The 15,892-nt window shown below is 37.4% G+C and carries 16 protein-coding genes and 4 pseudogenes; 10 read left to right on the plus strand and 10 right to left on the minus strand.

All coding sequences use genetic code 11. The annotated features are described in order from the left end of the window. Nucleotides 1–82: 82 nt before the first annotated feature. Nucleotides 83–1,282 (minus strand): ISAzo13 family transposase, encoded by a 1,200-nt coding sequence (locus ACOWPH_RS00120; RefSeq protein ID WP_081593733.1) that lies wholly within the window; start codon nt 1,280–1,282, stop codon nt 83–85. On the opposite strand from ACOWPH_RS00120, the gene ACOWPH_RS00125 reads away from it, so the two are divergent. From ACOWPH_RS00125 to ACOWPH_RS00140, 4 genes are all read left to right on the plus strand, one after another. Next, complete coding sequence (locus ACOWPH_RS00125) at nt 1,277–1,801, plus strand: zeta toxin family protein (RefSeq protein WP_042464677.1); 525 nt, start codon at nt 1,277–1,279, stop codon at nt 1,799–1,801. The genes ACOWPH_RS00120 and ACOWPH_RS00125 overlap by 6 nt on opposite strands. Continuing rightward, nucleotides 1,794–1,988, plus strand: coding sequence for a hypothetical protein (locus ACOWPH_RS00130; RefSeq protein WP_015213420.1), 195 nt, complete (start codon nt 1,794–1,796; stop codon nt 1,986–1,988). Before ACOWPH_RS00125 ends, ACOWPH_RS00130 begins: the two co-directional genes overlap by 8 nt. Nucleotides 1,989–2,208: 220 nt before the next feature. Beyond that, nucleotides 2,209–2,448, plus strand: coding sequence for an antitoxin (locus ACOWPH_RS00135; protein ID WP_015213421.1), 240 nt, complete (start codon nt 2,209–2,211; stop codon nt 2,446–2,448). Nucleotides 2,449–2,450: 2 nt separating this feature from the next. Then, nucleotides 2,451–2,861: a type II toxin-antitoxin system VapC family toxin gene (locus ACOWPH_RS00140; RefSeq protein WP_015213422.1), complete on the plus strand. Its 411-nt coding sequence runs from the start codon at nt 2,451–2,453 to the stop codon at nt 2,859–2,861. Between the two features lie 199 nt (nt 2,862–3,060). On the opposite strand, the gene ACOWPH_RS00145 is transcribed toward ACOWPH_RS00140, so the two are convergent. Then, entirely contained in the window at nt 3,061–4,023 is a 963-nt protein-coding gene (locus tag ACOWPH_RS00145; RefSeq protein ID WP_015213423.1) for a tyrosine-type recombinase/integrase, read from the minus strand. 19 nt (nt 4,024–4,042) lie between these two features. On the opposite strand from ACOWPH_RS00145, the pseudogene ACOWPH_RS00150 reads away from it, so the two are divergent. After that, nucleotides 4,043–5,259 (plus strand): annotated as a pseudogene (locus tag ACOWPH_RS00150) (transposase); the annotation flags it as partial. 27 nt (nt 5,260–5,286) lie between these two features. Here ACOWPH_RS00150 and ACOWPH_RS00155 read toward each other — a convergent pair. From ACOWPH_RS00155 to ACOWPH_RS00165, 3 genes and pseudogenes are all read right to left on the minus strand, one after another. Beyond that, a pseudogene (locus ACOWPH_RS00155) lies at nt 5,287–5,565 on the minus strand (ISAs1 family transposase); the annotation flags it as partial. A 10-nt stretch (nt 5,566–5,575) separates the two neighbouring features. Beyond that, nucleotides 5,576–6,961 (minus strand): IS4 family transposase, encoded by a 1,386-nt coding sequence (locus ACOWPH_RS00160; RefSeq protein WP_015213424.1) that lies wholly within the window; start codon nt 6,959–6,961, stop codon nt 5,576–5,578. Nucleotides 6,962–7,165: 204 nt separating this feature from the next. Next, a pseudogene (locus ACOWPH_RS00165) lies at nt 7,166–7,522 on the minus strand (ISAs1 family transposase); the annotation flags it as partial. Nucleotides 7,523–7,683: 161 nt separating this feature from the next. On the opposite strand from ACOWPH_RS00165, the pseudogene ACOWPH_RS00170 reads away from it, so the two are divergent. Then, nucleotides 7,684–7,884 (plus strand): annotated as a pseudogene (locus tag ACOWPH_RS00170) (transposase); the annotation flags it as partial. A gap of 72 nt (nt 7,885–7,956) precedes the next feature. On the opposite strand, the gene ACOWPH_RS00175 reads toward ACOWPH_RS00170, so the two are convergent. Next, nucleotides 7,957–8,544, minus strand: a complete 588-nt coding sequence (locus tag ACOWPH_RS00175) for a Crp/Fnr family transcriptional regulator (RefSeq protein WP_042464681.1) — start codon at nt 8,542–8,544, stop codon at nt 7,957–7,959. A gap of 244 nt (nt 8,545–8,788) precedes the next feature. Here ACOWPH_RS00175 and ACOWPH_RS00180 point away from each other — a divergent pair, with 244 nt between their 5' ends. Next, nucleotides 8,789–9,271 carry an RrF2 family transcriptional regulator gene (locus ACOWPH_RS00180; protein WP_015213426.1) on the plus strand — a complete coding sequence of 161 codons (483 nt, stop codon included), beginning with the start codon at nt 8,789–8,791 and terminating at the stop codon, nt 9,269–9,271. An 18-nt stretch (nt 9,272–9,289) separates the two neighbouring features. After that, nucleotides 9,290–10,252: a cysteine synthase A gene (cysK, locus tag ACOWPH_RS00185; protein ID WP_015213427.1), complete on the plus strand. Its 963-nt coding sequence runs from the start codon at nt 9,290–9,292 to the stop codon at nt 10,250–10,252. Here cysK and ACOWPH_RS00190 read toward each other — a convergent pair. Together ACOWPH_RS00190 and ACOWPH_RS00195 are read right to left on the minus strand one after the other, a co-directional pair. After that, complete coding sequence (locus tag ACOWPH_RS00190; RefSeq protein ID WP_015213428.1) at nt 10,242–10,985, minus strand: cadmium resistance transporter; 744 nt, start codon at nt 10,983–10,985, stop codon at nt 10,242–10,244. The two genes, cysK and ACOWPH_RS00190, sit on opposite strands and share 11 nt — an antisense overlap. 138 nt (nt 10,986–11,123) lie before the next feature. Further along, entirely contained in the window at nt 11,124–11,750 is a 627-nt protein-coding gene (locus tag ACOWPH_RS00195; protein ID WP_015213429.1) for a transglutaminase-like domain-containing protein, read from the minus strand. A 145-nt stretch (nt 11,751–11,895) separates the two neighbouring features. Here ACOWPH_RS00195 and ACOWPH_RS00200 point away from each other — a divergent pair, with 145 nt between their 5' ends. After that, the gene (locus ACOWPH_RS00200) at nt 11,896–12,558 is read left to right on the plus strand and encodes a cadmium resistance transporter (protein WP_015213430.1); all 663 of its coding nucleotides are present in this window, start codon (nt 11,896–11,898) and stop codon (nt 12,556–12,558) included. Between the two features lie 23 nt (nt 12,559–12,581). Here ACOWPH_RS00200 and ACOWPH_RS00205 read toward each other — a convergent pair whose 3' ends face one another. Beyond that, the gene (locus ACOWPH_RS00205; RefSeq protein ID WP_015213431.1) at nt 12,582–13,379 is read right to left on the minus strand and encodes a sulfite exporter TauE/SafE family protein; all 798 of its coding nucleotides are present in this window, start codon (nt 13,377–13,379) and stop codon (nt 12,582–12,584) included. A gap of 471 nt (nt 13,380–13,850) precedes the next feature. Here ACOWPH_RS00205 and ACOWPH_RS00210 point away from each other — a divergent pair, with 471 nt between their 5' ends. Continuing rightward, the gene (locus ACOWPH_RS00210) at nt 13,851–14,606 is read left to right on the plus strand and encodes a phosphatase PAP2 family protein (RefSeq protein WP_015213432.1); all 756 of its coding nucleotides are present in this window, start codon (nt 13,851–13,853) and stop codon (nt 14,604–14,606) included. Between the two features lie 80 nt (nt 14,607–14,686). On the opposite strand, the gene ACOWPH_RS00215 is transcribed toward ACOWPH_RS00210, so the two are convergent. Next, the gene (locus ACOWPH_RS00215; protein ID WP_015213433.1) at nt 14,687–15,340 is read right to left on the minus strand and encodes a hypothetical protein; all 654 of its coding nucleotides are present in this window, start codon (nt 15,338–15,340) and stop codon (nt 14,687–14,689) included. Nucleotides 15,341–15,892 lie beyond the last annotated feature (552 nt).

Consider the following 15,892-nt stretch of genomic DNA (forward strand, 5'->3'; position numbering starts at 1 on the left):
CCAATATTGGTAATCCTTCTTACCCCGATTGCCAAAGTCTTCGTTGCTTTATGAGAACTCCACAAAAAAGATGATCCAATAACTAGGCTGGTTTAGTAAAAATTTCCACAAACCATTTTTTGAGATTGGGGAGGCGGTGAATCTGTGTTTCAATTTCTGCCATAGCCGAGATGGTAAGTTTAATACCTGTGGAGTAAACTTTCTCTACCAATGTGACAACCGGATTTTTACCCTTAAATGTGAGAGTTTGAGCGAAATTCAGCACAGTGTCAACAGTGTCAAGTAAACTGCCGTTCCAATGCTGTTCTAACCAACCAAAACAACGTTCTATCGGGTTATATTTGCTATGATAAGGCGGATAATAGGCAAGTTGTAAATTCAGTTGAGATGATGTGGAAAAATCGACCATCCGCTTCATAAACTGAGTCCGACGAGAATGATTTTCCGGTCCATTATCCTGATTAATTACCAGTTTTTGAATGTGAGTAAAACGGTGTTTGACAGTTTGCCACCAGCTTTCAAGTAAGTCAACAATACAATCAGCAGTTAATTTGGAAGTAACGAAGAATAAAAATAACTCCTTGTACTCAGGGATAAAAATACCATAGGGAGTCAGAGTTGTTTCCGTCGGAAAGTCATGGTCTAATGAGACTGTTGGCATCCGAGTTGTACCACCTCGGTCAAATTCTCCCACCTTAACTGCCACATGAGCATCAATAGATATCCGTAGAGTATGAGGATCATTGTCAGCTTCAATATTAATTTGTTCAACTTGTTCAAAAATTGCTTCTGTTTCCGGAATTTTCTTGATAGGCTTGGTTTTCAGGACTCTTTTTAAGGTATAGCCTAAATCATTCAATTTTCGACGAATTGTTTCTGATGAAGGTAATTCTTCGTCTGTGTAACCATATTGTACAATTAGTTGACGACGCACTTCACCTGCCGTTATGCGTGTATATAACCTGGTACTCTTAAAGCTGGGGTCAGTTTGACTTTGTGGGTCTACTAAGGATTTTATATCCTTCAATAAGTTCGGTAATTTTACTTCTGCTCCCTTGCGTCCACTCCGGTCGAAACCATCAATAAAAGGCTTACCGCTCTCCAATTCTTGCATCCCTTTCCTGATGGTACGTCTATTCCATCCTAACTCCCGTTCTACTAAAGTCTGTCCACCTATTCCCAATCCTTTGACTACTTCTGCCATGAATTGTCTTCGGTCACTTCCCTTGAGTTTTTTGGCTGTTTTTATGTACAGAGATTTTAGGTTCTCCGTGAGTTGAATTATAGATTTTGGACGCATGAGGTCGGCTGCACACTGAAATTATCTTCTCTCATTATAGGATCAATCATTCTGTGGAGTTCTCTTAACCCCGAATCCGTAGCAGTTAAAGCCGGAAGATTAATGTTAGCAAGGCTAGAAACTCTGGTAAATGCTGAAGCTGATTTTGCTTTTGAAACAACTTTAGCAGCCCGTAACTTTGCCCGATTCTTGAGAGAATGTCAAGCCAAAGGTTATATTATCAACTTAATTTACTTTTGGTTACAAAGTCCAGAATTAGCGATAGCACGGGTACGCAGACGGGTAGAAAGTGGTGGTCACAACATCCCAGAAGAGACTATTCGCCGTCGCTACGAACGTGGTAAAAAGAACTTAATTGAATTATACTTACCTTTATGCGATAGATGGATTATTTATGATAACTCTAACCCGATTTTACAGTTAATAGCTGAACAACCTTTAAATCAAGAGTCTATAATTTATCTACCCCAACTATGGAGTCAAATCACTACTAATGAATAAGCCAATTTCTGTAAATAAACCAATTCCTGAGAAATTATCTAGCCAAATAGACGCAGGTGTTAAACTCGCCATGAAGAAAGCTATAGAAAGACACCGCCGTTTAGGAGAATCAATAAGCATTTGGCAAGATGGACAAGTTGTGACATTAACCGCTGAACAAATTCCTCCTCTTAACTCAGATGATTAAAATTTTTTCCATTATTTCCGATAAAATCCGAAATAAACTACATTAATTATCTTCATAGTTCCCTGGAACTAGACTAGAAATGTATGTTGTTTAACTAAATCTCGTTTAAAAGAATATCCCACCTCCTTAATTACCAATGCCGTCACAGGTAAAATAGATGTACGCCAAGTCCCCCATCCCCTAACCCCAGAAAACCACAATCAAAAAGAGGATAATTAAAATGAATACAGAATATCACGTCAAACTTATTCAAGAAGGAAACACCCAAACCTTAACAATTCCTCAAGAATTAACCCTATCAACAACAGAAGTAATCATCCGACAAGAAGACGGAAAATTGATTATTGAACCCTACAAGAAAAAATCCCTTCTCGAAATCTTTGCCACCTTAGATGACATCGAAGAAGACTTTTCCGACGTGGATGAAGGATTATTACCCTTAGATGATATTGAACTGTAAAAATGTCTTATTCTTACTTACTCGACACCAATATACTCTCTGATTTTATCAAACACCCAACAGGTAAGATTTTTTCTCAAATTCAAGATGTTGGTGAAGAAAAAATTTGTACCAGCATCATTGTAGCTTGTGAATTACGATTTGGCGCAGAAAAAAGCAACTCATTCAGATTAAAACAACGAATTGACCTAGCTTTTAGTATAATTCCTGTCTTGCCCTTAATACCTGATATAGATCATAATTATGCCATAATTCGCACGCACTTGGAACGTCTTGGAACTCCCATTGGTAGTAATGACTTATTAATTGCTGTCCAAGCATACACCCTAAATTTAATTCTTATTACTGCCAATATTCGTGAATTTTCCCGTGTTCCTAATTTAAAAGTAGAAAACTGGCTCAAACCTGATTAAAAAAGCTAACCAATTCCTATTCCCTTTTATATATAGGACTACTATTTGATTTTTGATAGCGTAGCGTGGCGTAAGCCATACAAGCTGTAAACCGTAAACCCCATCTAATCAACGATTGAGTCTCAGTATAATGAACAAGAATCAAACCGGATTCCTATAGTAAAGAGTGATTACAGCTTCACAGTAAAAGATTTTACAACTATTTCCGTTTGGGAACACTAATAAACTGTACTGCTTGACGCTTGGTTTCTTCACCCCGGCGGTCATATCTTGATGTTAATTCCGGTGAAGCGTGGCCTGCCAATCGTTGCACCGTGACAATATCTACACCCGAATCGAGAAGGTCAGAGATAAAAGTTCTGCGGAAATCATGTGCAGAGAAATTTTCTACACCAGCTTCTATACCCCTTTTATCCAAAATGAACAGCACCGCTTGAGGTGTCAACTGTCGTAAAGTTACAGCACCAGCTTTATTAACGTGGCATAGCAGCGCCCCAGCAGCCCGTCCCCTAATTTTTAACCAATCTTCCACCACCGTCACAGCTGTATCTGGTAAATAAACAGTCCTGTCTCTTCCACCTTTACCATTGCGGATTTTAATACTACCAGAGTGCAAGTCACTCAAGTTTAAATTCACCGCTTCCCCCCGCCGTAATCCTGCACCCCGTAAAATCGCTATCAATGCAGCGTCTCTATAACCAATGGGAGTTGGATCTGCAAAGCATACTTGCATTAGGGCATTGATTTCACCTTCAGTTAAACAACGCCCCTGTAATTCCTTGGAAACTTTGATATTAGCGATATCCACCGCCCGATCAAAGTCCCTAGCATCCATTAATTCCAAACGTAATGCTTCTCTCAAGACTCTCCTTAACGCACTCAGCATTTTATTAGCCGTGGCTGGTGCGTACCTCTCCATCAGTATAGAGCGTAATGTTGCTGTATGTTTATACCTGAGTTCAGCCCAATCAAGAGTAAGGGCATCACACTGATTGCTGGTTAATATTTGAGCGATCGCATTTAGAGCTTGCCCCATAGCCGGACGAGAACCGGGGGACAGACTGGAAAGGTAGACAGAGGCAGGGTGTTCTGTGATGGGAATAGGAGCAGTCAACCCTAGGGAAGCTGCACTTATTTCATCTATATCGGTAGACTCACTCATTTACTTATCCGAAAGTGGATTCTTTCATACAGTCATACCCTGGGCAACATTATTTTGGGTGTTTTTTCGGCGGCATTTGTTTTCTCCAAAGGATGTTTATCTGCTCGCAGGAGACGAGGTGGTAATAACTAAAGCGGGCAAAAAAACACATGGATTAGATAGGTTCTTTTCAAGTCTGTTAAGCAAGCCGATATCGGGACTATCTTTCTTTACATTATCATTAGTAAGTGTTCAGCAAAGACACTCATTTCCGATTCAGATAGAACAGGTAATCAAGAGCGATGTAGAAAAAAGTATTGTCTCACCAAACCCGGAAATAAAACCCCAAGAAAAACGTGGACGTGGACGACCTAAAGGAAGTAAGAATAAAAATAAAACGGAAGTGATTTTCACGTTTGAATTACTACGAATTCAGAAGATGATTAATGAGTTATTCAAGTTAGTAGCTGACTTTATTCCTCTCACCTACTTAGTCGTAGACGGTCACTTTGGGAACAATAATGCTTTGCAGATGGCTAGGCAGGTAAAGTTACACATAATTTCCAAGTTACGCCACGATTCGGCATTATATATACCTTACCAAAATTCTGATCCTCATCATCCTTCTCGTCGTAAATACGGTGAAGCAGCCCTGAAGACGGGTTTCCCGTCGCAGGGGACTGCTGAACCCGAAGGGAGATAGATTTGACTGGCGTAATATTCCTGGTGAATATTTGCGTCAAAATAGTATTGAAGAAGATATCCAAACCAATACTTATCAAGCTACCTTACTGCACAAAGAATTTGCCCAGCCTCTTAATGTAGTGATTTTGGTAAAAACCAATCTAAAAACTAATGCTTGCAGTCACGTAATTCTGTTTTCTAGTGACATAACTTTATCTTATGAGAAAATAATCGACTACTATAAACTCCGCTTCCAAATTGAATTTAATTTCCGGGATGCCAAACAGTTTTGGGGATTAGAAGATTTTATGAACAGAGGTCAAACTGCTGTGACTAATGCTGTTAATCTTTCTTTTTTTATGGTCAAGAAAGTCTCATTATCTTCTTGCTCAGTTTCGTGAAGATAATCCTGGCTCTGGCATTGTTGATATAAAGGCTTATTGTCGGGGTTTTCGATATGTTCGGGAAATGTTAAAAATGCTTCCGCAACAGCCTGAGCCTATTTTATTATCCCAGATTTTTGCCAAACTAACCTCTCTTGGTCGTATTCACAATGCTTCTACAGCCGTTTAACCCTCGTAATTTGGCTATAGTATTGTTTTCGATAATCTTTTTAGCAATTTCTGTTTGTGTCCCCATTGCATCAATGGTGATGATGGAGCCAGTGATATCCAGCAATTCTAATAATGCAGGAATAGCAGTAATTTCATTAGATTTATCTTCTACTTTCATCTGTCCCAAAACCAGACGTTGTTCACTCGACCAGGCACTAATGACATGAAGTGCTGATTTCCCTTGATTTCGGTCATATGAACCCCTAACTGTCTTCCCATCTATGGGGATTATTTCTCCTCCCATCTTGGTGACAAGGTTTTCTACCCGAATGGCACTAAGAAAAGACAGATAAATTGTCTTTAATTAGTGTCCTTCGGAGTAATTTCCGAGGTTTTTGCATAAAGGGATAAGCTTTAGGACGGCGTTTTTGAACTCTGGGTTCAATGCGATTAGGTCGAAAGGGTAAGGACTGATGAACCAGCAGTTTTAGTAAAGTCAAATAATAGTGACGAAGGTATTTGGATTGTACCGATAAAAATGTAGGAATAAAGTTAATAAACATCTGCCGAGAGCGTTGTAGAGAAAGAGATAGAGGATTAACTCCATAAAGATTTCCAGCATTCCACATCAAACTTCGCAATAGGTTGTATGCTAACAAAAATACATAGATTTCTTTGCGAATCATTGCTGGAGATTTACATCTCAAAATATCCATATTTAGAGTGGTTTTAAGATGCCTTAAATCCAACTCAACTTGCCAGCGTAAACCATAGAGTTCCGCCAGTTTTTCTAGAGAATATGTATTTGTATCTAATAAAGTCGTAATTAGCGTCACATTTTCTGTGCGAAAACCAGGGATATTTATCGAATATGTCACTTCTCTGACAACTAAACTTTTTGGTAAACTCCTGTAGTCTTCTAGACTCATTCCCGCAGGTCTAGTTTTCGGTTTGTACCAAATTACTTGTCTGTCTGATGCATTGGTAATCTCTCCTTCCACCGGGTGACTTTTACGCTTTTGATTCTTCCGACAAACTACATCGCATCCTTGATTTTTTAAACAAAAGATATCCCCATAAGCGCAAAAGGCTCTATCTCCTAACAGCACATCTCCTGGATTCAAAAATTTATATAAATTTCTTCCTAGTTTGATATCGTGTACATTTAATTTATCTATTACTACTTCCCATGCTGCACCTGTAGCCAGTGAAAATAACACGCATATTTTCGCTACCGGAAAACCGCACCCCTGTTTCTGGCTTTTCTGCTGTGGATACTCTTCCTGCAAACTTTTTGTATCTGGCATTGACACAGTGGAACCATCAATTATTTTCACTGACCTACCACACCACAACTGTTGCTGCGATACTTTTTCCTCTAACCCCATTCCTATTTTAGAAAATAATTTTGACAATAATTTCTCTGGTAATCTTTCTCTGGCTTGACAATATGCACTTGTATTTGTTGATGGCAATTCTGCTCCTGTCGTACTCAACCATGCTATTACTCTACTCACTATATTTTGGCAACTTTTATCTACATCCAGCACTTGCGATAAAAATGCCCATATCCTTACTACTGGTGAAAATATTCTTTGGTGATATTTTAGATTTAATTCTTGAATACTCTCATTAATTACCGATTCCGGTAGTAATTCTGCAAAGGGTAATCCCACACTTTGACTAAATTTTTCCTTGAGAATTTTCACTCGATTTGGCATACTGTAGCTAATCTTTTTTTTTTGTTGTCTCTTATGGTCTGGTTTAGTTTCTCAGACTCTAAGAGACGTTTTCTACAGTATTTTTTTAGTATCTCTTTTTACCTATCTCTTCAATATACTGAATAGCACTTCTCTATTTGATTCTTTCAAATCTATTGCTAGAGCGTGATTCGAGATTTTTGATCTCTTTTCTTAGTGCCATTCGGTTTCTACCCATTGCAGAAAACAACGATTCAATTCTTCTGGATTAATGAACTCAAATACCCGGCGGAACGTGTCATCAGAGGGAATACCGTGAGGTAATGCCAAAAACTTCTCTAACCACTGTTTTTTGCTAATGCCATAATTTTCCATGTCTTCCCATCCTTGCGCTCCAGCAATTACCAAGATATCTGTGAGTTGATGTTTCTTAGTTCTCTCTACTCTGGGATCTTTGATATCTTGGAAGTGCTGAACTAAACTTTTTTGAATACACCCGATATCTGCTACTTCTGTTAGTTTTCTCTCAGAAGGAAAAATTTTCTGAGCATCGGCAGTTTTGTTGTCAAAGCCTTGAGACATATAGGGTGTTTTATGAGATTTTCAACTACAGCATTGTTTTCATCTCACTTATCGGTTTTATCTGTCAAGTATTGTTTCTACGCAATCTCTCATTGCTTATTTTGTTTACTTTGTCAAGTACATATTATACCAAATTAGATGAGCTTACCCTGTTATCAAAAGCCAAGAAGTACTTCCCAAATAGTAACAATACTATTATTCGTTGGTTTAGTGAAATTATCACTTACTTTGATAATAGGACAACCAGTGGTACTGTGGAGGGAATTAATAACAAGCTTAAACTAATAAAACGTTCGGGGTATGGATTTAAAAACTTTGAGAATTTCCGAATTAGATGCTTATTAAATTGGCATTATATCTAATAGTTTAGCATAACAAGTACTAAAGAGCCATAATTATTATCATCTTTCATGGGATGTTTTATTGGAAGTTCTTTAAATTTCGTAATACCAAATATCCTCTTGTAGCACGATAATTCGATGCAGAGAAAGTCTATCAATTAATCCCTCCTGTTCCAATTGTCCTAATATACGAGTGATAGTCACACGGGTAGAACTGATCAGTGCTGCTAAATCTTCATGAGTCAGACGCATATCAATTAAACGCCCTTTCTCTACTTCTGAGCCAAACTTTTTTGACAACCATGCTAATAGTTGAATCAGCATAGCCTCTACTTTTTTATGACTACGAATCACCATTAATTCTTCTGCTTGTTGGATGTGGTAAAGCAAAATTGGTGTGAGTTGATGCCAATCAACCACAGGTAAAGCAGTCGCTTCTACTTTGGTTAAACATTCGATCTGATAGGGTTTCATTGTCGATAGCAGTTCACCAACTACATCTCCCGGACCCCATAATCCCAACGCTACTGTTGTACCGTTTTCTAGATAAGTGTATGTCATCACAAAGCCGCTTTCTATTTGCCAGAGGGCATTTTTTTGAATTGGCAATAGCGATCGCCTGTTGAAATGCTTTTGAGTATTGTTAGTAGATGATTGAGTAAGACCTGTGTATAATGACATCAGCTTAAATATTACAAATTTCCGATGTACTAACCGTAGTATACATGATTCTCGATCTAAAAGCATTGCTCTTGCCAGATAGATAAGGATAATTCCCACGAAATATTAAGCAATTTTGAGAATCTTGTACATAATCACCACAAATCCGATAGAGTTATGATATTTTACTAATTGTAAGTGTGGCACTATCACATCTAACACCTAAAAGCAAAATAATTTCGGTTAAAAGCCGAAAACCCTATCAATGTACAGTAGTATTCTGAGTACAGATTTGAATAGTCAAAACTACGCTCTTCTGGATCTTTCTGCGAAAGTGGAATACGCGCTCCTAGCACTGTTAGAACTGGCCAGCCATCACGATAAAAAAGTTCCTTTGACTATGAACGAGATTGCGGCCAAGCAACCTATACCGGAACGCTATCTCGAACAAATTCTCACTCAACTGCGGCGTGCGGGTTTGGTACAGAGTCAACGTGGTTCCAAAGGAGGTTTTTTGTTAATGCGCGAACCTTGGCAAATTACTTTGCTAGAAATTGTCACCTTGGTAGAAGGTGAACGGAAAGAGAAAGAAAGCCCTGAGACTCCAACGATAGAAAAAACTTTGGTTCTAGAGATCTGGGAGCAAGCTAACGCGGCTTCAATTGAGGTTTTGCGTAGCTATACACTCCAAGATTTACGCCAGGAAACAGAGACTCGCGCCCAAAATAATCCCATGTATTACATTTAGTCATCAAGAGGTAAGGCCATGCGTATAGCGAAAAATATTACCGAATTAGTAGGTAAAACGCCTTTAGTACAGTTAAACAAGATTCCTCAACAGTCAGGAGCATTAGCGCAGATTGTTGTCAAACTAGAAAGTATGAATCCTGCGGCTTCTGTTAAAGACAGAATTGGCGTGAGCATGATTCAAGCAGCAGAAGAACAAGGCTTAATTATTCCTGGTAAAACTACTTTAGTTGAGCCAACTTCTGGAAATACAGGAATTGCTTTAGCGATGGTTGCAGCCGCTAAAGGCTACCATCTGATTTTGACGATGCCGGATACAATGAGCCAAGAACGGCGATTAATGCTCAAGGCTTATGGGGCGCAATTAGAGTTAACACCAGGGGTTGAGGGAATGCGGGGGGCGATCGCACGAGCAACAGAAATTGTCGCCATCACCCCCAATTCATATATGTTGCAACAATTCAGCAATCCTGCTAACCCCCAAATTCACGCTCTCACCACTGCTGAAGAAATTTGGGATGATACAGATGGAGAAGTTGACATCCTTGTTTCAGGAGTAGGAACTGGAGGAACAATTACAGGTGTATCCCAAGTAATCAAACAACGCAAACCTAGCTTTCAAGCAGTAGCAGTTGAACCAGTTAATAGTCCGGTATTAGCAGGAGGAAAAGCCGGTCCACACAAAATTCAAGGGATAGGCCCTGGATTTATTCCCGCTATCTATCGGACGGAACTTGTTGATGAAATTATTCAAGTCGCAGATGATCAAGCGATTATCTACAGTCGTCGGTTAGCAAAAGAAGAAGGACTGCTATCAGGAATTTCTGCTGGTGCGGCTTTATATGCAGCACTGGAACTGGCCAAGCGTCCAGAAAATGTCAATAAATTGATAGTTATGGTGCAGCCTAGCTTTGGTGAACGCTACCTCAGCACCTCATTATTTAAAGATGCTGATGAGAATGAATGGTTAATTAAAGTTTGAAACTTTCATCATTAGTGATAGGAACAATTTCTTTCTCATCTCCTGCATTTTGATTACTATCATCTTTTTTCAGCAAAATCAATAAACAAATACAACTACCAAGGAGTTTTAACGGACTTAAAGCTTTACTTTTCCACACAATTACAGTCCCTAAACCCATCAGCACAAACGGCACAAGATAATTACCATAGTTGGTAAAAAAATCAGCTACCTTTTTCTGATGGGTTAATTGATATGCCACATAACACCAAACTCCTAAAAGAAAAAAAAATAAACCAATAATTAGTAAAAAGCTGTTGAAGGAAATACTAGAAAATAACGGTATATAAATGCTAATATTATCACTACCGTTAGCCACAGTTATTGCTGCCACAGTGTAAATTTGTGGTGTTAATGAATAATTATTTATTGATGTAGCAGGTGATATTATCTCCTCTGGAACATCAGCTAATTGTTCCTTTTCTTTATTTACTAAGCTACTAATACCAATACCTATAGGAATTAAACCTAGTAAACCAATCCATGCTGGAGGCAGAATCAGCCCACCAAAGAAACCTGGTAAACTGAAGATGACGAGAATAGTAAAACCTAAATATTGACCCATAACAATTTGCCAAGGGCGAAAATTCTCATTTACTTGAGAAAAAAATACCAATAAAATCACAATATCATCAATATTAGTAGCGATGAAGGCAAATACCCCTGTGAGTATTGGAGTAATAATATTGCTCATTTACATATCCCTTGATTTCGCAGATCAAGATTTTACAGCCATTTTCAGATCAAGGACTTCTAATTTTAAAAATCTAAAATTTGTAGTGCGTTATGAACGCATCATTAATACTGGATAAGAATGGTATCGTACTTTTGGCTAACACTCCATAGGTCTAGCTTTATTCACAATAATTCCATATTCTTTAAAAGATTTTAGAGGAATATCAGGAAGATTAATCAGCAGATCATCCCATGTATTGTAAGCTTTTAAAGCTTCTACTACTAGTTCAAGTGGTTCAGCGAAAATGTTTTGAAAGTCGGCTTCTTCGGGAAATTGAATTTTAAAAGCTAATTGCTCTTTTGGGGGAATAAATTGAGCATTAACACCTTGACGATTTCCTCTAGCATCAACACGATACCAACCTATTTTCGGTAAATATATTGCATTGAATCCATGCAAGCTATAAGGTTCACCATTATCATTAATGCTCAATCTCTGATAGCAAAAACCTGATGGAATTCCATTAGCTCTAAGCAGTGCTGCTAATAAATGACTTTTCGCATAGCAATAACCTGTTTTGTATTGAAGTACATCTGAGGCTTTACAGGTAATAGGATTCATTTGATAGTCGTAGCTATGACGAATTTCATCCCGTACCCATTCAAAACAAGCCTGAGCAGTTTCCTCCAAAGTTTGATATTTTGAGCCAATTTTTTGCGCCAGTTCCATAACTAAAGGATGCTGGAAATCAATAACTTTACTAGATTGCAGATATTTTTTCATATGTCAATTTTTTTAAATCTATAGTATTTAGAATACATAAATTTTGAGCATTTAGTGTAACAGTCAGTTAAAAGAAATGTTTTTATATGCAATGAAACAATTAAAGTTTGGTATGTTAATAAATTGTAGATTATAAAATTTTACCATGAATAGGCTTACTACCGCTTTTACAGAAGGGATAATTGCCTTTGCTGCCACTAATATTGACGATATCATTATTCTGCTACTATTTTTTTCGCAGATAGATGAAAATTTTCGCCGTAGACATATTTTTATCGGTCGATACATTGGATTTATAGCCATTATTATCCTCAGCTTACCAGGTTTCTTTGGTGGCTTAGTCATTCAGCGAGAATGGATTGGATTACTAGGACTATTACCAATTGCTATTGGGATCAAGCAATTAGTAAATCGGGAAGAAGAAAGCACAGAAGTTCAGACAGTCAATATTGAGTTTGCCGAATCATCACAGTCTAAAACTGCATCTTCTTTCTTATTGAGTATTCTGCATCCAAATACTTATAAAGTTGCGGCTATAACACTTGCTAATGGCGGTGATAATATTAGTATTTACATACCTTTATTTGCAGGTCAAAGTATTGTCGGTTTAGGCATAATTTTGGCAGTATTTTTTGTCATGGTAGGTATTTGGTATAGCATTGCTTATTTATTAAACCGTCAATCTACTATTAGTAATATTTTAAGTCGCTATGGTAAGGCTATTGTTCCTTTTGTGTTAATTGGTTTGGGTTTATTTATTATGTACGAACGAGGTAGTTTTGATTTATTGGCTTTTAAGAAAAATTAAAACGCAGAGGTATGCAGAGGTAATTATGCTTGGGCAACTAGTTTCCAACTTACCATCATTAAGATGCTATAAATAATAAATCTTAGTGGACGTTGAGGGGTGATCTCACAAAGTTTTGCACCAATGATAACTCCGGGAACAGAACCTATCCAAATTGGTATGACCAGACTCCAATCAACAGTTCCTAATGTCAAATGTCCAAGGGATGTAAATATTAATAAAATCGCTGCTTGAGTAATATCTGTACCCACTAATTTGCGTGCATCTAAACGGAAAAATGCTATCAGAGTTAAGGCAAACATAGACCCTGATGACACGCTTGTTATACCCACACAAAAACCTAAAATTGCGCCAATAAGTACGGTGAGAAAACGTCCTTGATTGGTTTTTAAATTTAATTTTGGTAATTCAGGTAAATTGACTTTAGGAAAAAATGTCATTAACAACATTTGTACTAATGCTGTTAATGTAACTATCAAAATCATTACTCCCAGTAACCGCAGCAAGAGGCTATCTATGTTATGTTCTCCACTTTGTCTGAGTTGGTGTAAAACTCCTACACCTAGCAAGGAACCGGAAACGCTACCCGTTGCCAGCCATTTGACTACTTCTAAATCAAGGGTTTTTTGTTGCCAGTGTTTAACTCCACCCACTACTTTCATTAATGTGGCAGCAACCACATCTGAACTGATAGCAATAGAAGGCGGTACTTGAAAAACAAAAATCAACATGGGAGTGATCAGAGATGCACCACCTATTCCTGTTAAACCGACGACGATGCCTATGAAAAAACTGAAAACTGGTAGTAATAAATAGTCCATATTCCTATTTGGTAGTTGTTTTTAGCTGTAACGTGTAAGAGTTGAGCATGATTATAAATCTGGTGAACAAACTGTCATCACTTCTGAAGGATGAATTTTCCCCTTGATGAAAATACAGGTGGTTATTTTTTTTAACTTAACTAAAATACGTTATTCCGATTGGCTTACCGTATTTTAGTATTAAAATTGTTAAAAGTCCAGTGTCAATGTCTGTAAACTTATCCTCTTTTTTGTGATTCTCTTGTTGAGGATAGAGAATCATAGGATCAAGAATCTAGAACAATACAAACTACAATTGTGTGGGATTGTATTGCTGATTAAATTAATTAGTCAACTAAAAAAATATGATATGGCTGATGGTTTAATATAATTTCTGGCTAATTGATGATCCAACAACTCTCTGTTTGTTTGCATCAAAGTATTCAAGCAGACATAATATAAATTAGGCTTGTAGTTATAAATAAAGCAAAGATGTTTAAGGATAGACGCAAGTCACCGCTTAATTTTTTGAAAAACCTGCTGCTTTCTCATTGGCGTTCTTTGTTGCTGATGTTAATGGGTGTGTATTTACCTTTGCAGGTTGTGGAAATACTAGCGGTGAAGATTTGGCAAAGTGAAGACGGTTTTCCTTGGGATGCGCCAATTTTGTGGGCAATCCATTCTACAGCTAATCCGCAACTGGATATTTTCGCCGTAGTGTTGACTAAATGGGGGTCATTTTGGACTGCTTTACCTGTGTTGAGTGCGATCGCTATTCTATTATTACGCGATCGCAGATGGAGAACTTTTGCTTACTTACTCACTACGGCTTTGGGAACTCTCCTTATCAACCGCACAGCCAAAGAATTTATGCACCGAGTGCGTCCCCAGTTATGGATATCAAAAGCACCTGAATTTGATTATGCCTTTCCCAGTGGTCATGCGATGACAAGTATGACATTGGTAGCAATTTTAGTCATTTTAACTTGGCATCGTCCTTGGCGTTGGTTAGTTCTAACTATTGGTAGTTTGTACCTCTTAGCCATTGCTTGGACGCGTCTTTATCTTGGAGTTCACTTCCCCAGTGATATTCTTGCCGGTTGGATGGTTGCGTTAGCTTGGGCTATTGGTGTCAGTCTCATTATCAAGCCTAATTTGTATAGAGTCACCGCTACTAATAGCAACATAAAAACTGAAACAACTCTACTTCCTGAAGAAAAACAATTAACCAATTCAAAATTAAAATGAGACTGCCCAGATCCCTTACTTCTTGAAAAAGTAGGGGATCTAGTATCAATTCTATATACCTTTTGTTCCCTGTTGCCTTTTTAAGCTTTTTTAGTAGGTGCGTTAGTAACTCTTGCATCTACAATTGCTTGGGAAACATTAGGAATAAACCAGTTAATCTCACCAGGTTTGAGAATTTGTGTCCCCGCTTGATTAAACTCAATTGCACCTGTATTTGGGTTTGACTTCAATACTAATTTAGTGCCATTAGGAACTTTGATGACAATACCACCAGTTAATACTTGGTTTTGTCCATCTGATGCTAAAGCTACAGCTTGAACATCAGCGGGTAGATAAATTCCTTTACAATTCCATTTGTCTTTCGTCGTTTGAATATCACCTAAAAAATATAATGCTGCTCCATTAGAGTAATCATCATCTTCCAAATTTGTTTCTGGTCCATATATAGCTAGAGTCTTTCCTGTTTGATTACTGCATTGTCCCCAATCAATTCCTGACTCAAAGGCAATTTTTTGAAACTCTAATTCACTGATTTCTTGCTCAATTTGCTCTGGTGTATAGCCTTCAGGTGGAGTTTGTGTAGCTTTAGCAGTTTCTAACTGATGCAGTTGTTGAGTTAGTGCTATGTAATCAGGATTTTTCTTATATCGTGGCGGATCTGCTAATGCAGATTCAGAAAATAATAGGCTGATACAGCATATTGCAATCATCAATATGTATTTCAAACTTTTCATGGCAGCAATTCCTGGCTTAATAATTAAGTTTATCCCTGTGAGCAGAAGTAGAAAACAACTTGAGAAAATGTCAAAAATAAATTCTCTCATCAAAATAAAACTACAAAGTCATAATTATTTTACTTACCGAATAATGAGCAATTTTAAATTACCATCATTAATTCAGATTTGCAACAATATGATTCTTATTGTTAAAATACCCAGTATTTTAGTTGATTTATGTATTTATTTGATCAATATTTCCAGCATTTTCAACGGTTCTAGTCATATATGAATCTAAAATCCTCATAATGACGTAGTGTATTTTTTTAGACTATTAATAATTATTTCCTAAATATTTTTTTTATACAAATCAATTCGCACAAACTCCGATGAACTTTTGAGGATTTATCAAATATCAATAAATTTCCTAAAAAGTAATACTAAACACTTGCATAATAGAAATACATCAGGTACTATTTGATTTGTTCAATAAAATACAACTAATGATAGTAACTGTGATTAATAGATACAGGGGTTATCTATGAATAGCAGTTGTAGTTTATTATTAGA

It is taken from the genome of Anabaena sp. PCC 7938 (assembly GCF_049315035.1).
GTDB classification, from domain to species: domain Bacteria; phylum Cyanobacteriota; class Cyanobacteriia; order Cyanobacteriales; family Nostocaceae; genus Anabaena; species Anabaena cylindrica.

Bases quoted from the DNA above. Each gene is read 5' to 3' on its own strand.
- ACOWPH_RS00140 (WP_015213422.1), top strand. From the start codon at position 2,451: ATGTCTTATTCTTACTTACTCGACACCAATATACTCTCTGATTTTATC.
- ACOWPH_RS00160 (WP_015213424.1), bottom strand. From the start codon at position 6,961: ATGCCAAATCGAGTGAAAATTCTCAAGGAAAAATTTAGTCAAAGTGTG.
- cysK (WP_015213427.1), top strand. From the start codon at position 9,290: ATGCGTATAGCGAAAAATATTACCGAATTAGTAGGTAAAACGCCTTTA.
- ACOWPH_RS00195 (WP_015213429.1), bottom strand. From the start codon at position 11,750: ATGAAAAAATATCTGCAATCTAGTAAAGTTATTGATTTCCAGCATCCT.
- ACOWPH_RS00215 (WP_015213433.1), bottom strand. From the start codon at position 15,340: ATGAAAAGTTTGAAATACATATTGATGATTGCAATATGCTGTATCAGC.
- ACOWPH_RS00130 (WP_015213420.1), top strand. From the start codon at position 1,794: ATGAATAAGCCAATTTCTGTAAATAAACCAATTCCTGAGAAATTATCT.
- ACOWPH_RS00205 (WP_015213431.1), bottom strand. From the start codon at position 13,379: ATGGACTATTTATTACTACCAGTTTTCAGTTTTTTCATAGGCATCGTC.
- ACOWPH_RS00135 (WP_015213421.1), top strand. From the start codon at position 2,209: ATGAATACAGAATATCACGTCAAACTTATTCAAGAAGGAAACACCCAA.
- ACOWPH_RS00180 (WP_015213426.1), top strand. From the start codon at position 8,789: ATGTACAGTAGTATTCTGAGTACAGATTTGAATAGTCAAAACTACGCT.
- ACOWPH_RS00175 (WP_042464681.1), bottom strand. From the start codon at position 8,544: ATGTCATTATACACAGGTCTTACTCAATCATCTACTAACAATACTCAA.
- ACOWPH_RS00210 (WP_015213432.1), top strand. From the start codon at position 13,851: ATGTTTAAGGATAGACGCAAGTCACCGCTTAATTTTTTGAAAAACCTG.
- ACOWPH_RS00200 (WP_015213430.1), top strand. From the start codon at position 11,896: ATGAATAGGCTTACTACCGCTTTTACAGAAGGGATAATTGCCTTTGCT.
- ACOWPH_RS00145 (WP_015213423.1), bottom strand. From the start codon at position 4,023: ATGAGTGAGTCTACCGATATAGATGAAATAAGTGCAGCTTCCCTAGGG.
- ACOWPH_RS00190 (WP_015213428.1), bottom strand. From the start codon at position 10,985: ATGAGCAATATTATTACTCCAATACTCACAGGGGTATTTGCCTTCATC.